Source organism: Maribacter sp. R77961 (assembly GCF_044594925.1).
Classification (GTDB): Bacteria; Bacteroidota; Bacteroidia; order Flavobacteriales; family Flavobacteriaceae; genus Maribacter.
On record NZ_CP138991.1, the window covers coordinates 1,433,864 to 1,449,178 of the forward strand.

A 15,315-nucleotide genomic window follows, 5' to 3' on the forward strand; every position below is an offset into this window, starting at 1 on the left:
TTTATCTAGTTGCCTTGGTGTTCCTTTAATCTAGGTATTAACAAAAGCGCTGTTTGTCTACCATTAACATATCTAAATCCGTCTTCGCCAAAAAAGCCAGCCTCCTCCAGCATAATACGGATATCCCTATTCCATTCCGGTATGGTAATCGTAGTATTTAATTCAATCGCATATACGGTATTGGGGTTCAGGGGGTAATTAGCACCATCATCCTTCATAACTCCGCCCTGAGAATCCCACATTCCGATAGTAGTTCCTGCAGAGTGCCCATATAGTCCCAAAGGATGTGTATAGATCGCTGGTCTTAAGCCCGCTGTTTTTGCATCCGATAGTGATTTTGCCAAAATCTCGTTACCCGTTCTTCCCTTAATCATATTAGCTATTAAAAAATCTTGTACGCGATTTCCATCCTTTAACCCATTTATCAAAAAATCAGGCGCACTTTTTTCTTCAGGCTTTAAAACATAAGCTAGTTCTTGACAATCGGTATTTAATCTTAAATAGGTAATCCCAAAATCGCAATGCACCAAATCACCCGGTACTATAACTTCATTATCAGGACGCCCTGAAAAGGAGTACAGATGACTAACGAGTTCTTCCTTTGAGCGTTGTACATCTACCGTAGGATGAAACCATGTTTCCAAACCTAAATCCGTTACTTTTTGACGCATCCACCACTCTACCTCCGTAGTGGTAGTAACTCCGGGAGTAATTACTTTTTCCGAGAAAGCTTCAGCAATGATATCATGAGTAATATCCACTAACTGATTATAAATAGCCATCTCACGTTCTGTGCGGGTTTCTATCCACCTTACCGCTAATTGCTCAGCAGAAACCACTTTTGATTGATAGTTTTTGGGCAGATTGGCTATAAATTCATCATAATCTGTCTTATCCAAACCATCCGCTATATTATGGTCTTTAGAAAAGTTAAGACCGATTTTCTTGGGGTTTCTTTCTGTAATCAATTGCATAAGTCGTTTCCACTGATCGGGTTCTTTTTCCTTATCCCAAGCGGACTTAATACTTTTTCCTACATTATACCTTGCAACCGCTAATTTTTCGATAGTATTTTTAGCTTTATCTCTGTAGAATACTAGAATAGTCCTTCTCCGTGCATTTAACCAAGTAGCGGGTAGCATAGTTTTAATTACCGGGTCCTCATTATATTCCCTAGAAATAACAATCCACATATCAATATCCGTGGTATCCATTAATTGCGGCAGTAGGTTATTAAAACGGTCTTCAAGAATTTCATCGACCACCTGAGCCCTTTCATTTTCGGGTAATATTTGTTGTGCGGAAACCTGACAAATAATAAATAGAAATATCAGTTTAATACTTTTATGCATGCTTTTAATTTTTGTATCAAAATACGGTTTTTTTAAGTACAGAAAAATAGAAGTACCTTTAAAAATCAAATATCCTTTCAACAAAATGAAACAAATCGCTTTTCTTTTTTCTATGCTCTTTCTCATAATAGGATGCTCAGGGGAAGACACCTCGGAAGAAAAAGAAAGGGAGATTATTGAAACTACTTTTGTTCCTCAAAATATACTTTTTGTTGGAAATAGTCATACAAGATTTAACCAAGGGATAGATTTTTACCTTAAAGGTTTTTTAGCCAACCTGAATCTACCTTACGAACCCTTCATTGAGCGTTCCGCATTCGACGGATTTACTCTGGACGATCATTTAGAAAACAACACGACCCTAACCAAATTGGGGTCTAAAGAATGGGATATTATAATACTTCAAGAAAATACATTTAAAGCCACTAACGATAAGCTAGGAGCCAAAGTAGGTATGGAGAACTTCAGATTTGCCATTAATAATAATTACACCAAACTCTATCTTTTTTTAACATGGGCCTACGAAGATGAACCTAGTATGTTGCCAAAAATTACGGAGACTTACGAGGAGACCAGTTCTCTTTTAAAAGCTAATGTGGTACCTGTGGGAATAGCGTTTAAAAATTTCAAGGACATAAACGGTGCTGCTATTAATCTATACAATGCTGATGGAATTCACCCTAGTATTGAGGGCTCTTTTCTTGCAGCCAGTATGTTTTATTATGCCATATACAAACAGGACCCAACTTCAAATTCATATAATGGATTGCTAGATGAAGAAACGGCACTTTTATTGAAGCAAACAGCAAAAGAGGTAATTGACTCTTACTAGTGATTACCACACCGAGAAACTATAATAGCCTTATGGTTTCTTCCCTTAATAATTTACCATTAACACTTTCTTTAAAACTAGGTAATGAAATCACTTCTTTTGGCACTTGAAACCTTTCAAGTAAACCACTTTGTTCAATTTTTTCCAAAACATCGGCTGCAACTTCTTTCCCCTCAATAATCAACACCAGTTTCTGACCTAACTTTTCATTCGATAAACCTGTAACAAAAAAGCGTTCTTGAATTAGGGTCGAAAGCAGCGATTCTATCTGCTCAGGAATTAGTTTTACACCACCTGAATTAATGATGTTATCAAATCTTCCTAACCAAAGGAACTCTGATGCCGAAATTAACCCTACAACATCATTTGTAACTATCTTTTGCTTAGCAATACGAGGCGCATCTATTACCAAACGATTACGTTTATCTGTTGAGAGAGTAAGTCCAGGTAGAGCTTTAAAAGGACGTGAACTAGTACTTAAATCTTTAACTGCATTATGATTTATTTTTCTTGCCGCTATGTGAGTTATGGTCTCCGTCATCCCATAGGTTTCATAAATTTGACAACTTTTGTCTTGCACTAGTTCTTTTAAATCTTGAGAAAAAGGAGCTCCGCCCACAATTAACGTATCAATACAATCAATAAATCCTAAAGTGTTCCGCAACTGTAGGGGCACCATGGCAGAAAAATCATATTTCTTTGTTCCATGTGTGATTGGAGTTGATGTCGGCGCAATGAAATCTATATGTAAGCCAAGAATCAAAGCTCTAACTAACAGCATTTTACCGGCAATATAAGCCATTGGCAAACAATGAAGTACAGTATCTCTGGGTCTTAAATTAAAGTAAGCTCCTGTTGCCAAAGCAGAATTGACCATATGCTCCTTTAATAGCGGAATTTTTTTCGGTATTCCCGTAGAACCTGAGGTCTTTACTATGATTTCCTGTGAGGGCAGCAACCAGTCCATTAGAAAATCGCCAAGGTTCATTTCAAATTTCGCCCCTTCCTTTACTAAACTGTAGGCGAGTTCCTTTAACTCCTCCTTGGAATAAGAAATACCATTAAGTTTAAAATCTGGATGTATATTAAAGTTGTTCAACTTCAGTTTGTTTACTAGCTTGGAACGCTTCTATGGATAATACTTTACCGGTAAGTTTTTCCTTCCAATTTCGCCATCCATATATTTGAGAAAAAATCAATAATAGAATTGGGAATACTACAAATACAGGAATTAAAACATCCCATCCTAGTATGGGTTCAGAAATATCCCTGTAAACGGAATGTGTCTGAAAAGCTGTCCAGTCCGCCGTTACCAATAAAGCAGCGGTTAAGTTGTTTGCCGCATGAAAACCAATGGCCAGTTCTAGACCATCATCCATTAGTGTAGTAATACCCAAGAAAAAACCAGTACCGATATAAAAGATTAAAATCCCATACCCCAATTTTTCAACTTCCGGATTAAGGATATGCATAAGCCCGAACAAGAGTGATGTAAAGACCAAGGGAAACCATCTATTTTTAGCCATGATTCCCAGCCCCTGCATCATATAACCTCTGATGAAATATTCCTCCATACTTGTTTGAAGTGGTATCATCACAATAGCAATTACGGCTAAAAAAAGAAACGGGATCAGTTGAAAATTATATTCGTAGTCTTCTGGCGCCAGATACATATCCAGAAAAATAAAAAGCACGGAAATAAAGGCCCACAAACCGAATGCGAACAAAACTCTTGACCAATCTGTTTTCTTTCTCGATGTAGTAAGTGATGTTAGCGACTGCTTGTGCACAAATTTAACAAACAAGAATAAAGCCGCTAACCCTATGGCAAAAGTCAATAACATAAAAAACAAGAAGGTATTGGAGCCAAGCACATTGGACATAAGGCCCAGATCCCCACTTCCTAAAACGGCCAAGGAGTCACTCTTCAAAGCTAGAGCAACTATCAAAGGAATTCCTCCCAATAATTGCCAAACAAAAAATACGGCAATGATACCGAGAACGTATCTCCATCCTTCACTTAAACCTTTATATCCTTGTTCTATGTACATAAATTTTCAATTAAATTTTCGTCCCACTCCGTAATTGGACTATAGTATAAACCGCCGTCCTTAACCTCTAGAGGGCTATCGATATTATTGGTAAATAAGGCACCAGTACCTAAACCTTGGGGTAAATTAATAGGTAACGAGGAAGTCCATTGTGCTATTGCGTTTAAACCTATGTTACTCTCTAAGGCACTAGTGACCCACCATCCTATATTATATTTTTCCGCGATGGAAATCCATTCCTGACTCCCTTTGATACCGCCCACCAAACTTGGTTTTAAAATGATGTACTGCGGCTGTACCATTTGTAGTAATTCTTCTTTTCGTGTTACATCTAATACCCCAATTAGTTCTTCATCCAAGGCAATTGGGAGTGGAGTCCGAGCACATAAATCTTTTAGTAATGGCCATTGCCCAACTTTAATGGGTTGCTCAATAGAGTGAAGATCAAGGGTTGAAAGTGTTCTCAATTTATCCAGAGCTTCAACCGTGGAAAATGCACCGTTAGCATCCACCCTTAATTCTATTTCGTCTTTATCAAAACGATTTCTTATGGATTGTAATAAGGCGATTTCCTTATCAAAATCTACCGCTCCAATTTTCATTTTAATACAAAAAAATCCTTCATTTAACTTCTGTTGGATTTGTTCGTACATAAAATCAATATCACCCATCCAAATTAACCCGTTTATGGTTATTGGTTTATAAGCATTTACAAAAGGTGTTTGAAATAATTTATAGGGATGGTCCGCATTGAGCGATAAAAATGCCTGCTCTAGACCAAATTGTATACTTGGAAAGTGTTTCAGCTCATTTAACAGCTGTTGAAGGCTAAGCGTGATGTTCTCTGAAACCCACTTTAATTTTTCCTCATAACCCGGTACATCATCATAACTTAATCCCCTGAAAAGACCACATTCTCCAACGCCGTACTTTCCCTTGTCTTCTAAAATCAAAAACCAAGTTTCCTTTGTCCTTAGCGTTCCTCGAGAAGTTCCGCTAGGTCTTTTAAAATTAAGTATATGCTTTTTATAAGTAGCTTTCATAATAAGCTCATAAATTTAGGTATATTTTAGCGGTCTAAAAGTAAAAGATGGGGTATATAAAAGGAAAAAAAGTATGGATTACCGGAGCATCCTCTGGAATTGGCGAAGCATTAACCTATAGATTAAACGAATTGGGTTGCTTACTGGTAATTTCCTCAAGAAGATTAGAAGCTTTAGAAACCGTAAAAACAAACTGTAAACACCCAGAAAATGTGACTGTTCTACCGCTAGACTTGGCCGCTTTTGACACCCATACGCTAGCATCCCAAGAAGCTGTTGACTTTTATGATGGTATCGATATTCTAGTTAATAATGGAGGTATTAGTCAACGCTCTTTGATAAAAGACACAAAATTTGAAGTTTTTCAAAAGATGATTGAAGTTAATTATCTGGGAACTATACAATTATCGAAGTCATTACTCCCACATTTTATTGCTAAAAAAAGTGGCCGTTTTGTGACTGTCACAAGCCTTATGGGCAAATTTGGCTCGCCCTACAGATCTGGGTATTGTGGTGCCAAACATGCGCTTCACGGCTTCTTTGATGTCTTACGGATGGAGCATGAAAGAGACAATATTAATGTAACCTTAGTATGTCCGGGTTTTATTAAAACGAGGGTGGCAAAGAATGCCTTAATCGGAAATGGCACCAAACAAGAGAAAGAGGATGAGGCTACAGCTAATGGAATGTCACCAAAGGATTGCGCCAATGAAATAATTAAAGCGATAGAAAAAAATAAATTTGAAGTATATATTGGTGGTAAAGAAACTTTTGGAGTTTATTTAAAACGTTTCTTTCCAAAACTACTACACCGAGTTGTTCTAAAAAGTGCGGTACGTTAAATACGTACTACTTAAAATTAAACCAGAAACGAACTCCATCAGAGGTTTTATCCGTATTTAAATTCGTTTGTAATTGATTGGCCAGCCTGTTCATTAAACGAATACCCATAGAAGAATTTGCCCGCTCCTCCGTATCTTTTGGTAAACCTACACCGTTATCCGTATATTCAAAAAAGCCTTCTCTTCCTGCTATTTTTCTAAGGTGAATATATATTTTACCATCCTCCTCATTTTGAGGAAAAGCATATTTAAAAGAATTAGAAACAAGTTCGTTCAGTATTAAGCCAAATGGTATGGCCCTATCAATATCTAGCTCTACACCTTCGGCATCTATGGTAATGTTAATGTTATGGCCTCCCTTTTTATAAACAGACTGTACACTGTTGATAAGACTCTCAATGTACCCTTGCATTTCTATCACCGATAAATCATCGTTTTGATATAGCTTTTGATGTATCAATGCCATCGCCTTTACCCTACTTTTCCCTTCCTCTAAGGCCTCAATTGCAGCTTTACTCCTGGTATTTTTAGTTTGAAGACTTAATAGACTAGAAACCATTTGTAAGTTATTTTTAACTCTGTGGTGAATTTCCTTTAACAATGAATCCTTTTCCACAAGTGAGTTTTCAATAATATGCTTCTGTTCCGCAATTAAACGCTGGTTCTTAATACTCTTTAGGTAGGCGTACACTAAACCTGCGAAACCTAATAAGGTAAAAATCAATGATATGAAAACCAGACTTATTCTTTCATCCTTGGCTGCTATATCATTCCTAGATTGTTCCAAATCCGCCTTTTGCTGCTCGATCATATCCTTGGAATACTCTACTTCTTGAGTAATGACGGCAGCTAATTGCTGGTTTCTAATATTTGACTCATTAAATTCTATAGAATCCCTAATTCTAGTATTTCTTTTTAGGTAGGTATTGGAACTTCTATAATCTCCGGTCTTATCATAATAAGAGGCATAAAGACGGTTTTTCTTAAGAATATTCTCCGTTTTAACCGGGGCTAGGTCATCACTTAAATAGTCCGTCGCCTTTTCAAAATTATTCAGGTTTAGATGACACTCCGCAATCTCCAAAGTATTTTCAACTAAATCTGAAGAAAACCTACCTGGGTTGTATTTCTTAATCGCCTCAATACTTTTCTCTAAATAAGGAATAGCTTCTTCATATTCCTTAAGCTGAACATAACATTTTCCTATATTACCTAAAATAACACCTTTAAGATGGTTTGCCTGTACAATTTGATTGTCAGATTTTACTTGGATAACATCACTGAAATAAACATCTATCAAGGCATTTGCCTTGTTGAACTGCGTTAAAGCTGTCGGTGTAGATTTATCCAACCTAAGATAATTACCAATATTATTGTTATATGCCGCCTGCGCATAAAAATCCCCATCATCTATTTCCTTTTTCTCCTCGGTCATATAATCTTTCATCGCCTTCCTATGCTGGCCTAGACTAGAATATATGTCATAGAATGCGATATTTTTCGTGATACCTAGCTCTCGCTTACGTCTTCTAACCTCTATTTGCTTTTCGTATAGTTCTAGCTTGGCATAATCAGCATCCATCAATTCCAGAATAAGCTCCTTAGTACCTAAGTCATAGGAATCGATTTCTTCATATAACTCCTTAACAATGGCAAGACTCTTTTCATAATCTCCTAAATCATAATAAAGTTGACCTTGTATCAACTTGTAATTTACTATTGCTATAGAATCTTTTGTTTTTTGAGAACTATTTAAATAAACGTTTACGGTATCCAACCAATCGTAAGCGGAATTTTGATTATACCTGTCCGGAGTACCAAAGAAAAAGGTTGACCTTAACTCGGAATTTTCAAGTTCTTGAAATTGTCCATAATAATCAGTTGCATCCAAGGAATCTTGAGCTGACCCCGTACAAAAAACAGAAAGGAGTATTACTATAAAAAGATTGGAATAAGCGTTTTTTTTCATATCATATTAAAACACAATATCAAACTTAAAGCTAATCTTTGATATTGCTAAATTTTTGTTGTTGCGCAATCATCATTAATTTATGAAGAAGTGCATCAATTTTATCTGGCTTCAACTAGTAGGTGTTCTCTTACCATAATCTAGCCTATAACCTATATACTGTCAAAAGGGTTTGAAACAAATGGTTTGTCACAACATTATAGATTTAAAACAAAAGAATTTGAATCAAAAATGAGTGCTGACACCCTATTTCTACAAAAATATTATATAAGCAATCAGGTATGAGAATATTGTTGTGTAGTGGACTTATTTTGTTGTGAAACGTTATTTTGAAGAAACCACTGGTTTTTCATCGTTATTCTGTGTATTTCGTCGATGATTTAGAGAGTTCCCTGAAGCCTATTCTAAATAAAAACCTGGCTAGTTTTGCCTTAAATAAAAAAATCACCCCAGATGAGGTGATTTTTTAATGTATTATTTAAACATTAAGAATTCATAGCTGAAATTATAAATTCCTTAAAATCTTTTGATATAGGAATCAAAGTGTTATTTATCATGATATCCTTTGAGTTTATAGCATCAATATGATCAACATTAACGATATAAGATTTATGAGCTCTATAAAACTTGTTCTTTGGAAGCTTTTCGAGATAGTCTTTAAGAGGGGATCTTACCAAAAACTTCTTATCTACCGTATTAACTTCTAGGTAAACATTATCCGCTTTTATAAATTGTATATCTCCAAACTGAATTCTGTAATAAAGATGTTGCTTTTTGACAAAGATTGAATCTTTTAATATGGAATTGGACATCGGAACATCCTCATTGACCGTTCCATTGTTTACATTACTGTTCCCTGGTTGTTTTCCATAAATAAAATTGGAAAGGGCAATTTCGATAGAAGTATACAAATCTTGCTGCTCAAAAGGCTTAACCAAATAACCGTTTGGTTTAACTGTTTTAGCGTTTTCTACGGTAGCCCTGTCGGAATTTGATGTTACAAATATGAATGGAATATCGTAATTCTCACGAATATGCTTCCCTAAATCTATTCCGGTCTTGTCAGATGCAAGAATTATATCTATTAAAACAAGATCTACCTGCTGCGTTTTTAATACTTCAACAGCCTGCTCGTAAACTATAACGTTATCTACAATCTCATAACCGATTTCCTCTAACATAGACTGCATATCGTCAGCAATGATAACATTGTCCTCGACAATAAGTATTTTAATAGGTTGCTCCAAATTTATATGTGGTTTAGATGGTTCCCTCTCAAAATTACAAAAAATAATTGTATCCTAAATAAAAGAGTAATGCCATGGCAAAAGCGCTTAGCGCTAATTTCTTTAGCTCAGGATCTAAGTTCTTAGGAGTGTCTGTATTTTTAACTTTCAAAAAATGGAAAAAAATAGGCACAAATGAGAGTAAGCATAATACCTGTTCCCAATGTTTAAAAGTTAATAACAGGAATATAGATAAGCAAAAGAAAGCGCCTAAAAGGAGTAAATAATGATACTTTTTTCCTGCTTCAAATCCTATTTTAACTATTATCGTATTTTTCCCTGATTCCTTATCTGAGTTGTAATCCCTCAGGTTATTCAAATTTAAAACGCCTACACTAAGCAATCCAATACTTGTAGCTGGTAATAGTCCCAGAAAGTAAAAGGATTTTGTAAAAAGGAATAGAGAGCCCAAAACACCTACAAGGCCAAAAAATATAAAAACAAAAATATCCCCTAGACCCTTATAACCGTAAGCAGTATCCCCAACCGTATATTTGATTGCCGCCCAAATACTTAATGCTCCCAACAAAAGAAAGGTTAACGACAAAACTAAATTCTCTCTACCAAAAGCCGTATAGATTAAAGCTACAACCAAAAGAATATTAATAATTACTGAAACAATTATACCTCTTTTTAAGGTAGCCCTAGAAAGTAGCCCACTTTGTAGCGCTCTTTTGGGCCCAACTCTGTTATGGTTGTCGGTTCCTTTAACACCGTCTCCATAATCGTTTGCAAAATTTGAAGTGATTTGAAAACCTATAGTAGTGAAAATTGCTAACCAAAAAAGTAGTGTATCACTATAACCAAGATAACCCGCTAATGCCGTACCGATTAAAATTCCTGAAATAGAAAGGGGTAGCGTCCGAGGTCTAGCGGCATTAACCCACGCGCTTAATTTGTGCACTAATAAGGATCTTCTATTTGAATTCTTTTACCCTCTTTGTACGAGGCAACAAATGCATCTTCAAAACCAATATCAACTAATTGTTTTCTAAAAGACTGTGCTTCTGCCAGCGTTTCAAAATTACCCAAAGAATAAGAGTAAAACGGATTTGTTTTTACGAACAACGTATTGGTAAGTGCCTCCGAGGCAAGTGTTACATTGTTATCCACAAAAGATTTCACCTGAACTGAATAAATCTTCTCTTTATCCAAGAATTCCTTGGCTAGATAAAATTCTTTTACCAAACTTAACTCCTCGTTCTGAACTTTTAAATTATCGATTCTTGTCTTTATCGCATCCAAACTATCTATGGAAACAAGAAGGTTGTTGTTTTGTCTGTCATAATTATTAGACATACTTAATCCGGCAGCAAGAGAACCAAAAGCAAGACCCCCTATTAAAAAAAATGCAGTGATACCGGCAAAAATATTGCGCTGAATCTTACTTTTCTTAAGCTCTTTATTCTTGAATTTGATTTGGTCTAACAAACGCTCGTTAATAATTTGAGCCTTATCAACATCCTTATGCAATTCTAATAAATCACTTTCTTCTATAAATGGCATTATCTATATCTTTTTAATGGGCCTATTTAATCCTAAAACTAACAAAAAACGGATCTTTAAACCAACTTAACTCTTTCAGTAACACAAAAATAGGGTTTATGAAATACTATCCTAGGAAATTAGTAAATAAATTTCTTATAACGCTGTTAATCAAATATTTAAGAAAAATCTTACATATTACTCACGGTCTGCAGTGATGCTAATACCGTCTCCCTCAATCGTAATTTTCCTAGCCTTATAAAGTGTTCCCAATCCTTTCTTGAAGGTCTTCTTGCTCATTTGCATCACATCTCTTATTTCTTCTGGATTTGATTTATCGTGTAACGCTAGAAATCCCCCGTTTTCTTTAAGCACTTCATATATCTTATTCGCTGCTGGCTCCAACACCCTACTTCCTAAAGGTTGTAAGGAAATATCAATTTTGTTATCCTTTCGTATTTTTTTAATGCACCCAGGGATTACATCTCCAATATTAATCGCTTTAAAAACTTCATTAAAGTATACTAAACCTTTGTGGCGCTCATTTACTATAACCTCCCAACCTAAATCGGTTTGCCTCGTAACTACCAAATCAACTTGGTCCCATTCCTTTAGTTCTAAGTGGTCATTACTTAAAAATTTATCCAATTTGTTGGAAGCAACCAGTCTTCCGCTTTTTTGGTCCAAATAACAATGTACCACATACCATTGCCCTTGCTTCATTTTATCTCGTTGCTCCCTGAAAGGGACAAGCAGATGTTTTTCTAGGCCCCATTCCATAAAAGCTCCGTATTCATTAATCTCAGCCACTTGTAAAAGACGAAATTCACCTAACATAATATCAGGCTCCAGAGTAGTAGCTACGGGTCTTTCGTCATAATCCAAATAGCAAAAAACATCTATAAATTTCCCTATTTCATAGTCGGCCGGCACATACTTATTGGGTAACAATACGTCATTACCCTCACCGTCTCCTAAAAAAAGTCCAACGCTGGTATCCCGAAGGATTTCTAATTTATTTTTTCTACCTAAATCAATCATACCGCAAAATTAAGCTTTCTATCCGTACTACTATTACAATTGGATACATCTTAAGTTGTTCAATAAAAAAAGGCCGCTCTTTTAGAAACGGCCTTTAAAAATTGTTATTGATTATCTAATAAATAGATGCTTTATTAAAGTGCTTACAAAGCATATAATACACTACTGCTCTATGCTTGTTCTTGTTAGATGAACCGTATTTATCTAAAACACTTTTAATAGCATCCATTAAATCCGAGCTATCTTTTAAGCCTAATTTTTTGATTAGGTAATTATTTTTTACCGTTTGTAATTCTTTATCATCTCCTCCAGAAACTTTCGAAGCGTCCAAATTATAAATAGATGGTCCTAAACCAATAGTAACTTTGGTAAGTAAATCCATATCCGCATTTTCACCAAATTTATCTTTGATGTCGGCTGCGTACTTCGTGATTAAATCATCTCTTTTACTCATAATTGATAGTGTCTTATTTGTTATAATTAATGGTTAACTACGTCTAAGATATAAAATGAAAGTAATCCATCAAAATTTTATTATTCTTTAACCTTGGAGTAACTATTTCTAAAAGCTGTGGCAGATCGCTAGGTTTATGGAAAGTTGCAAGTTCTTTATTTAATGACCGTTCGTCATCAGCCATGCTATACCCTACGCTATACATAGCACAAAGCGCTTTCGCATTTAACCGATGTTTGGTCTCAAAAAATCTTTCAAAGTTTTCTGAATCATCCTTACCGGGTAAAATCCTAAAGATACCTCCCCCCTCATTATTGATAAGAATAATTCTAAAATCGTTACGTATGTAGTTATTCCACAAGGCATTACTATCGTAGAAAAAACTTAAATCCCCAGTAATTAAAAGTGTTGGCGTTTTAGAATTTAAAGATGCCCCTATAGCCGTCGACGTACTACCGTCAATTCCACTAGTACCTCTATTACAGTATACCTTTATGGTGTTGTTCAATTCAAATAACTGAGTATACCTTACCGTGGAACTATTGGCCAACTGTAATTGTAAATTTTTTGGCATTTGCTTAGTGATGCTATGGAAAGCTAAAAAATCAGAAAACGGAATCTGATTCAAATAAGTATCCCGCTTCATCAGGTATTTAGACCTGATCGTATTCCATTTGTCAAAATAACCACTATAAACTATCTCATTATTTTCCTCATAGATTCTTGTTAAAAAGTCTTGAGCGGGCATTTTAAGATGTGCTGTTAAACAGAAAAATGTATCGTTCGCTTTTTTCTGTCCTACATGATAATGTTGTTTAGGAGCAAAAGAACGTAAAAAAGCTTTTATTTTTTTAGAAACAATTAGACCACCAAATGTTAAAAGTATATCTGGTTGTAATGCCTTAAAAAGAACATCCTTGTCTTTTGATAATTCAATGGGAGCAATAAGCGTGTCTATGCTGGAGAAAAAATTATGGTGATGCAGATTAGAAGTGTTTTCTGTAAGTACTATTACAGATGGGTCATCTCCTATTTTATTTAACCACTCTTGTGCTATGGTATTTGGAGGATTTACCCCAACCAAGACCATTTTCTTTTTTGCTTTTTGCCAAGCAACGACAAGCTCTTCTTTGATAATGCTCGGAGGTTCATTATTTTGATACACTTCAATTTTGGGCTGAAGGTCAGATTTATTCAAAATATCGTACAAGGGTTCCTCAAAAGGAGCATTGATATGAATTGGGGTATAATTATTAATACTGTTATGCAGTGCTTTATTGAGTTCTTGATCATTAAAGACCTGTACTTTTCTTTGTTCTTTTTCTACAGCTAATTCAGAAATCCATTCGGGTCTATACCTTTGAATCCTATCCGTTGCATGAGTCAAATCTTGCTTTAGGTTAGCACTATAACCTATATGTCTGTCAAAAACATTGTCTTGTCTTATGGTTTGTCCATCACCTACATCTATCTTATAAGAAGGTCTGTCCGCCGAAATTACTATTAATGGAATCTCACTATAAAACGCTTCTGCTACAGCCGGATAATAATTTAGTAAAGCACTACCAGAGGTACAAACAACCGCGGCAGGCTTACCGGAATACTGCGCTAAACCAAGTGCAAAAAAGGCCGCACAACGTTCATCCACAATACTATAGCAATTAAAATATGGATTTTCCGTAAAAGAAATTATTAATGGTGCATTTCTAGAACCTGGTGAAATTACAATATTCGATATTCCCTTGGCCTGACAATGTTGTGCAATAGTCTGGGCCAATGGTATTGTGGAGTATTTCATTACTTACAAAAATACGACCTGGAGGTTTTAAAACCCAATTCTAAGCCCTTTAAACCTATAAAATATTTAACATCGTACGGCTTTTGTGCACGGTTTCCTCCCACTCTTTTGTAGGGTCAGATTCCCCAGTAATACCACCACCCACATAGATTTGGGCCTTATTAGCTACAAGCTGTAAACAGCGCAGGTTAACATATAATTCCGATGCCGTAGTAAGCGTTCTGTAAGCGTTATTTTCTGTATTTCTACGGTTTGTGTTTCTTGAGTTATTTTTCTTAAAGTTAAGTTCTCCCAAATAGCCTGTATAAAAGGACCTATTGTAGCCTTCGTTTGCTAAAATAAATTTTTTAGAAGCTTGTAAAGGAAGTCCACATACAGCGGGAGTTGGATGTAACTTGTTGGTAAGTAATCCAAAATCGTCTTTTGTCATTTCACCAGAAATTTTGGTTCTCAAATGCCAAAGTTGGCCTGCTCTTACATTTTCTACTTGCGAAATATGAAGTTTCTTAGTGGAAGCCCCTAGGTTCTCCTTGATGTAATCTGTCACTAATTGCTGTTCGTCCAATTCTTTAATAGACCAAACAGGATTCTTTACTGCTTCATCATAGGCCTGTGTCCCAGCCAATGACATTGTTGTAAAATTTAACCCTCTCCTTTTTACCAATATTTCTGGAGTGGCACCTAGCCAAATGCCTACTTTGGGGTGAAACCATAAGTAACAAAAGGCATTATCGTACGTTTTAATTAGTTTCTTGAACAATGCTATTGGAGACCCCGTAAAGCTTACCTCAACCTTTCTGGATAGTACTACTTTCCTAAATTCGTTTGATTTTATCGCATCAATAGCACGTGAGACTAAATCAATATAACGAATACGCGCTACACTATCTGGTCTTAGGTTTTTAGGAACAGCATCAATATCCCGTATGTCAAAATCAAAGGCACTTTCAAGAATCCTATCAGGACTTAAGAGAATACTTGGAGAATCGTAATTAAAAGGAGCAAAAACAAAACCCGTTTCCTTAAAATCTTTAACCAAGTGTAAACTATCGTCTTTCTGAAAAACTGCCTTAAATCTATTCTCCTTTGGCTTTTTGTAGAGAACAAAAGGGAGCGACTGCTCAAATTTTTCCTTTGCGAGTGCTAAAAGTGTATTCATTTC

The 15,315-nt window shown here is 35.6% G+C and carries 14 protein-coding genes; 2 read left to right on the forward strand and 12 right to left on the reverse strand.

Features of this window, described 5'->3' with window-relative positions; translation table 11 throughout:
- Nucleotides 1–5: 5 nt before the first annotated feature.
- Nucleotides 6–1,352, reverse strand: coding sequence for a M24 family metallopeptidase (locus SJY09_RS06300; protein WP_396638113.1), 1,347 nt, complete (start codon nt 1,350–1,352; stop codon nt 6–8).
- 85 nt (nt 1,353–1,437) lie between these two features.
- On the opposite strand from SJY09_RS06300, the gene SJY09_RS06305 reads away from it, so the two are divergent.
- On the forward strand, nt 1,438–2,184 hold the full coding sequence (locus SJY09_RS06305) for a DUF4886 domain-containing protein (RefSeq protein ID WP_396638114.1): 747 nt from the start codon (nt 1,438–1,440) through the stop codon (nt 2,182–2,184).
- Nucleotides 2,185–2,203: 19 nt separating this feature from the next.
- Here the strand turns inward: SJY09_RS06305 and SJY09_RS06310 are convergent, their stop codons facing one another.
- Genes SJY09_RS06310 through SJY09_RS06320 form a run of 3 tightly spaced genes read right to left on the reverse strand, consistent with a single transcriptional unit; the run spans nt 2,204 to nt 5,278 of the window.
- Nucleotides 2,204–3,283, reverse strand: coding sequence for an AMP-binding protein (locus SJY09_RS06310; RefSeq protein ID WP_396638115.1), 1,080 nt, complete (start codon nt 3,281–3,283; stop codon nt 2,204–2,206).
- A complete protein-coding gene (locus SJY09_RS06315) occupies nt 3,270–4,235 on the reverse strand; it encodes a lysostaphin resistance A-like protein (protein ID WP_396638116.1) in 966 nt (321 codons plus the stop codon). The genes SJY09_RS06310 and SJY09_RS06315 overlap by 14 nt, the downstream gene beginning before the upstream one ends.
- The gene (locus tag SJY09_RS06320; RefSeq protein WP_396638117.1) at nt 4,226–5,278 is read right to left on the reverse strand and encodes an o-succinylbenzoate synthase; all 1,053 of its coding nucleotides are present in this window, start codon (nt 5,276–5,278) and stop codon (nt 4,226–4,228) included. Before SJY09_RS06320 ends, SJY09_RS06315 begins: the two co-directional genes overlap by 10 nt.
- A 47-nt stretch (nt 5,279–5,325) precedes the next feature.
- Here SJY09_RS06320 and SJY09_RS06325 point away from each other — a divergent pair, with 47 nt between their 5' ends.
- Nucleotides 5,326–6,120, forward strand: coding sequence for an SDR family oxidoreductase (locus tag SJY09_RS06325; protein ID WP_396638118.1), 795 nt, complete (start codon nt 5,326–5,328; stop codon nt 6,118–6,120).
- Between the two features lie 7 nt (nt 6,121–6,127).
- Here SJY09_RS06325 and SJY09_RS06330 read toward each other — a convergent pair whose 3' ends face one another.
- The 8 genes from SJY09_RS06330 to SJY09_RS06365 form a co-directional block, all read right to left on the reverse strand.
- On the reverse strand, nt 6,128–8,089 hold the full coding sequence (locus tag SJY09_RS06330) for a sensor histidine kinase (protein ID WP_396638119.1): 1,962 nt from the start codon (nt 8,087–8,089) through the stop codon (nt 6,128–6,130).
- A gap of 485 nt (nt 8,090–8,574) precedes the next feature.
- Nucleotides 8,575–9,336, reverse strand: coding sequence for a LytR/AlgR family response regulator transcription factor (locus tag SJY09_RS06335; protein ID WP_396638120.1), 762 nt, complete (start codon nt 9,334–9,336; stop codon nt 8,575–8,577).
- 34 nt (nt 9,337–9,370) lie between these two features.
- On the reverse strand, nt 9,371–10,279 hold the full coding sequence (menA, locus tag SJY09_RS06340; protein WP_396638121.1) for a 1,4-dihydroxy-2-naphthoate octaprenyltransferase: 909 nt from the start codon (nt 10,277–10,279) through the stop codon (nt 9,371–9,373).
- Nucleotides 10,279–10,881 carry an SPOR domain-containing protein gene (locus SJY09_RS06345; RefSeq protein ID WP_396638122.1) on the reverse strand — a complete coding sequence of 201 codons (603 nt, stop codon included), beginning with the start codon at nt 10,879–10,881 and terminating at the stop codon, nt 10,279–10,281. Before SJY09_RS06345 ends, menA begins: the two co-directional genes overlap by 1 nt.
- A gap of 177 nt (nt 10,882–11,058) precedes the next feature.
- The gene (locus SJY09_RS06350; RefSeq protein WP_396638123.1) at nt 11,059–11,901 is read right to left on the reverse strand and encodes a S1 RNA-binding domain-containing protein; all 843 of its coding nucleotides are present in this window, start codon (nt 11,899–11,901) and stop codon (nt 11,059–11,061) included.
- A 115-nt stretch (nt 11,902–12,016) separates the two neighbouring features.
- The gene (locus SJY09_RS06355) at nt 12,017–12,355 is read right to left on the reverse strand and encodes a DUF2853 family protein (RefSeq protein WP_396638124.1); all 339 of its coding nucleotides are present in this window, start codon (nt 12,353–12,355) and stop codon (nt 12,017–12,019) included.
- Nucleotides 12,356–12,398: 43 nt separating this feature from the next.
- On the reverse strand, nt 12,399–14,153 hold the full coding sequence (gene menD / locus SJY09_RS06360; protein WP_396638125.1) for a 2-succinyl-5-enolpyruvyl-6-hydroxy-3-cyclohexene-1-carboxylic-acid synthase: 1,755 nt from the start codon (nt 14,151–14,153) through the stop codon (nt 12,399–12,401).
- 55 nt (nt 14,154–14,208) lie between these two features.
- Nucleotides 14,209–15,312 carry a chorismate-binding protein gene (locus SJY09_RS06365; protein WP_396638126.1) on the reverse strand — a complete coding sequence of 368 codons (1,104 nt, stop codon included), beginning with the start codon at nt 15,310–15,312 and terminating at the stop codon, nt 14,209–14,211.
- Between the last annotated feature and the right edge of the window lie 3 nt (nt 15,313–15,315).

Excerpts from the sequence above, each read along its gene's own strand:
- SJY09_RS06300 (WP_396638113.1), bottom strand. The coding sequence starts at position 1,352 with ATGCATAAAAGTATTAAACTGATATTTCTATTTATTATTTGTCAGGTT.
- SJY09_RS06305 (WP_396638114.1), top strand. The coding sequence starts at position 1,438 with ATGAAACAAATCGCTTTTCTTTTTTCTATGCTCTTTCTCATAATAGGA.
- SJY09_RS06315 (WP_396638116.1), bottom strand. The coding sequence starts at position 4,235 with ATGTACATAGAACAAGGATATAAAGGTTTAAGTGAAGGATGGAGATAC.
- SJY09_RS06320 (WP_396638117.1), bottom strand. The coding sequence starts at position 5,278 with ATGAAAGCTACTTATAAAAAGCATATACTTAATTTTAAAAGACCTAGC.
- SJY09_RS06325 (WP_396638118.1), top strand. The coding sequence starts at position 5,326 with ATGGGGTATATAAAAGGAAAAAAAGTATGGATTACCGGAGCATCCTCT.
- SJY09_RS06330 (WP_396638119.1), bottom strand. The coding sequence starts at position 8,089 with ATGAAAAAAAACGCTTATTCCAATCTTTTTATAGTAATACTCCTTTCT.
- SJY09_RS06345 (WP_396638122.1), bottom strand. The coding sequence starts at position 10,881 with ATGCCATTTATAGAAGAAAGTGATTTATTAGAATTGCATAAGGATGTT.
- SJY09_RS06350 (WP_396638123.1), bottom strand. The coding sequence starts at position 11,901 with ATGATTGATTTAGGTAGAAAAAATAAATTAGAAATCCTTCGGGATACC.
- SJY09_RS06355 (WP_396638124.1), bottom strand. The coding sequence starts at position 12,355 with ATGAGTAAAAGAGATGATTTAATCACGAAGTACGCAGCCGACATCAAA.
- menD (WP_396638125.1), bottom strand. The coding sequence starts at position 14,153 with ATGAAATACTCCACAATACCATTGGCCCAGACTATTGCACAACATTGT.
- SJY09_RS06365 (WP_396638126.1), bottom strand. The coding sequence starts at position 15,312 with ATGAATACACTTTTAGCACTCGCAAAGGAAAAATTTGAGCAGTCGCTC.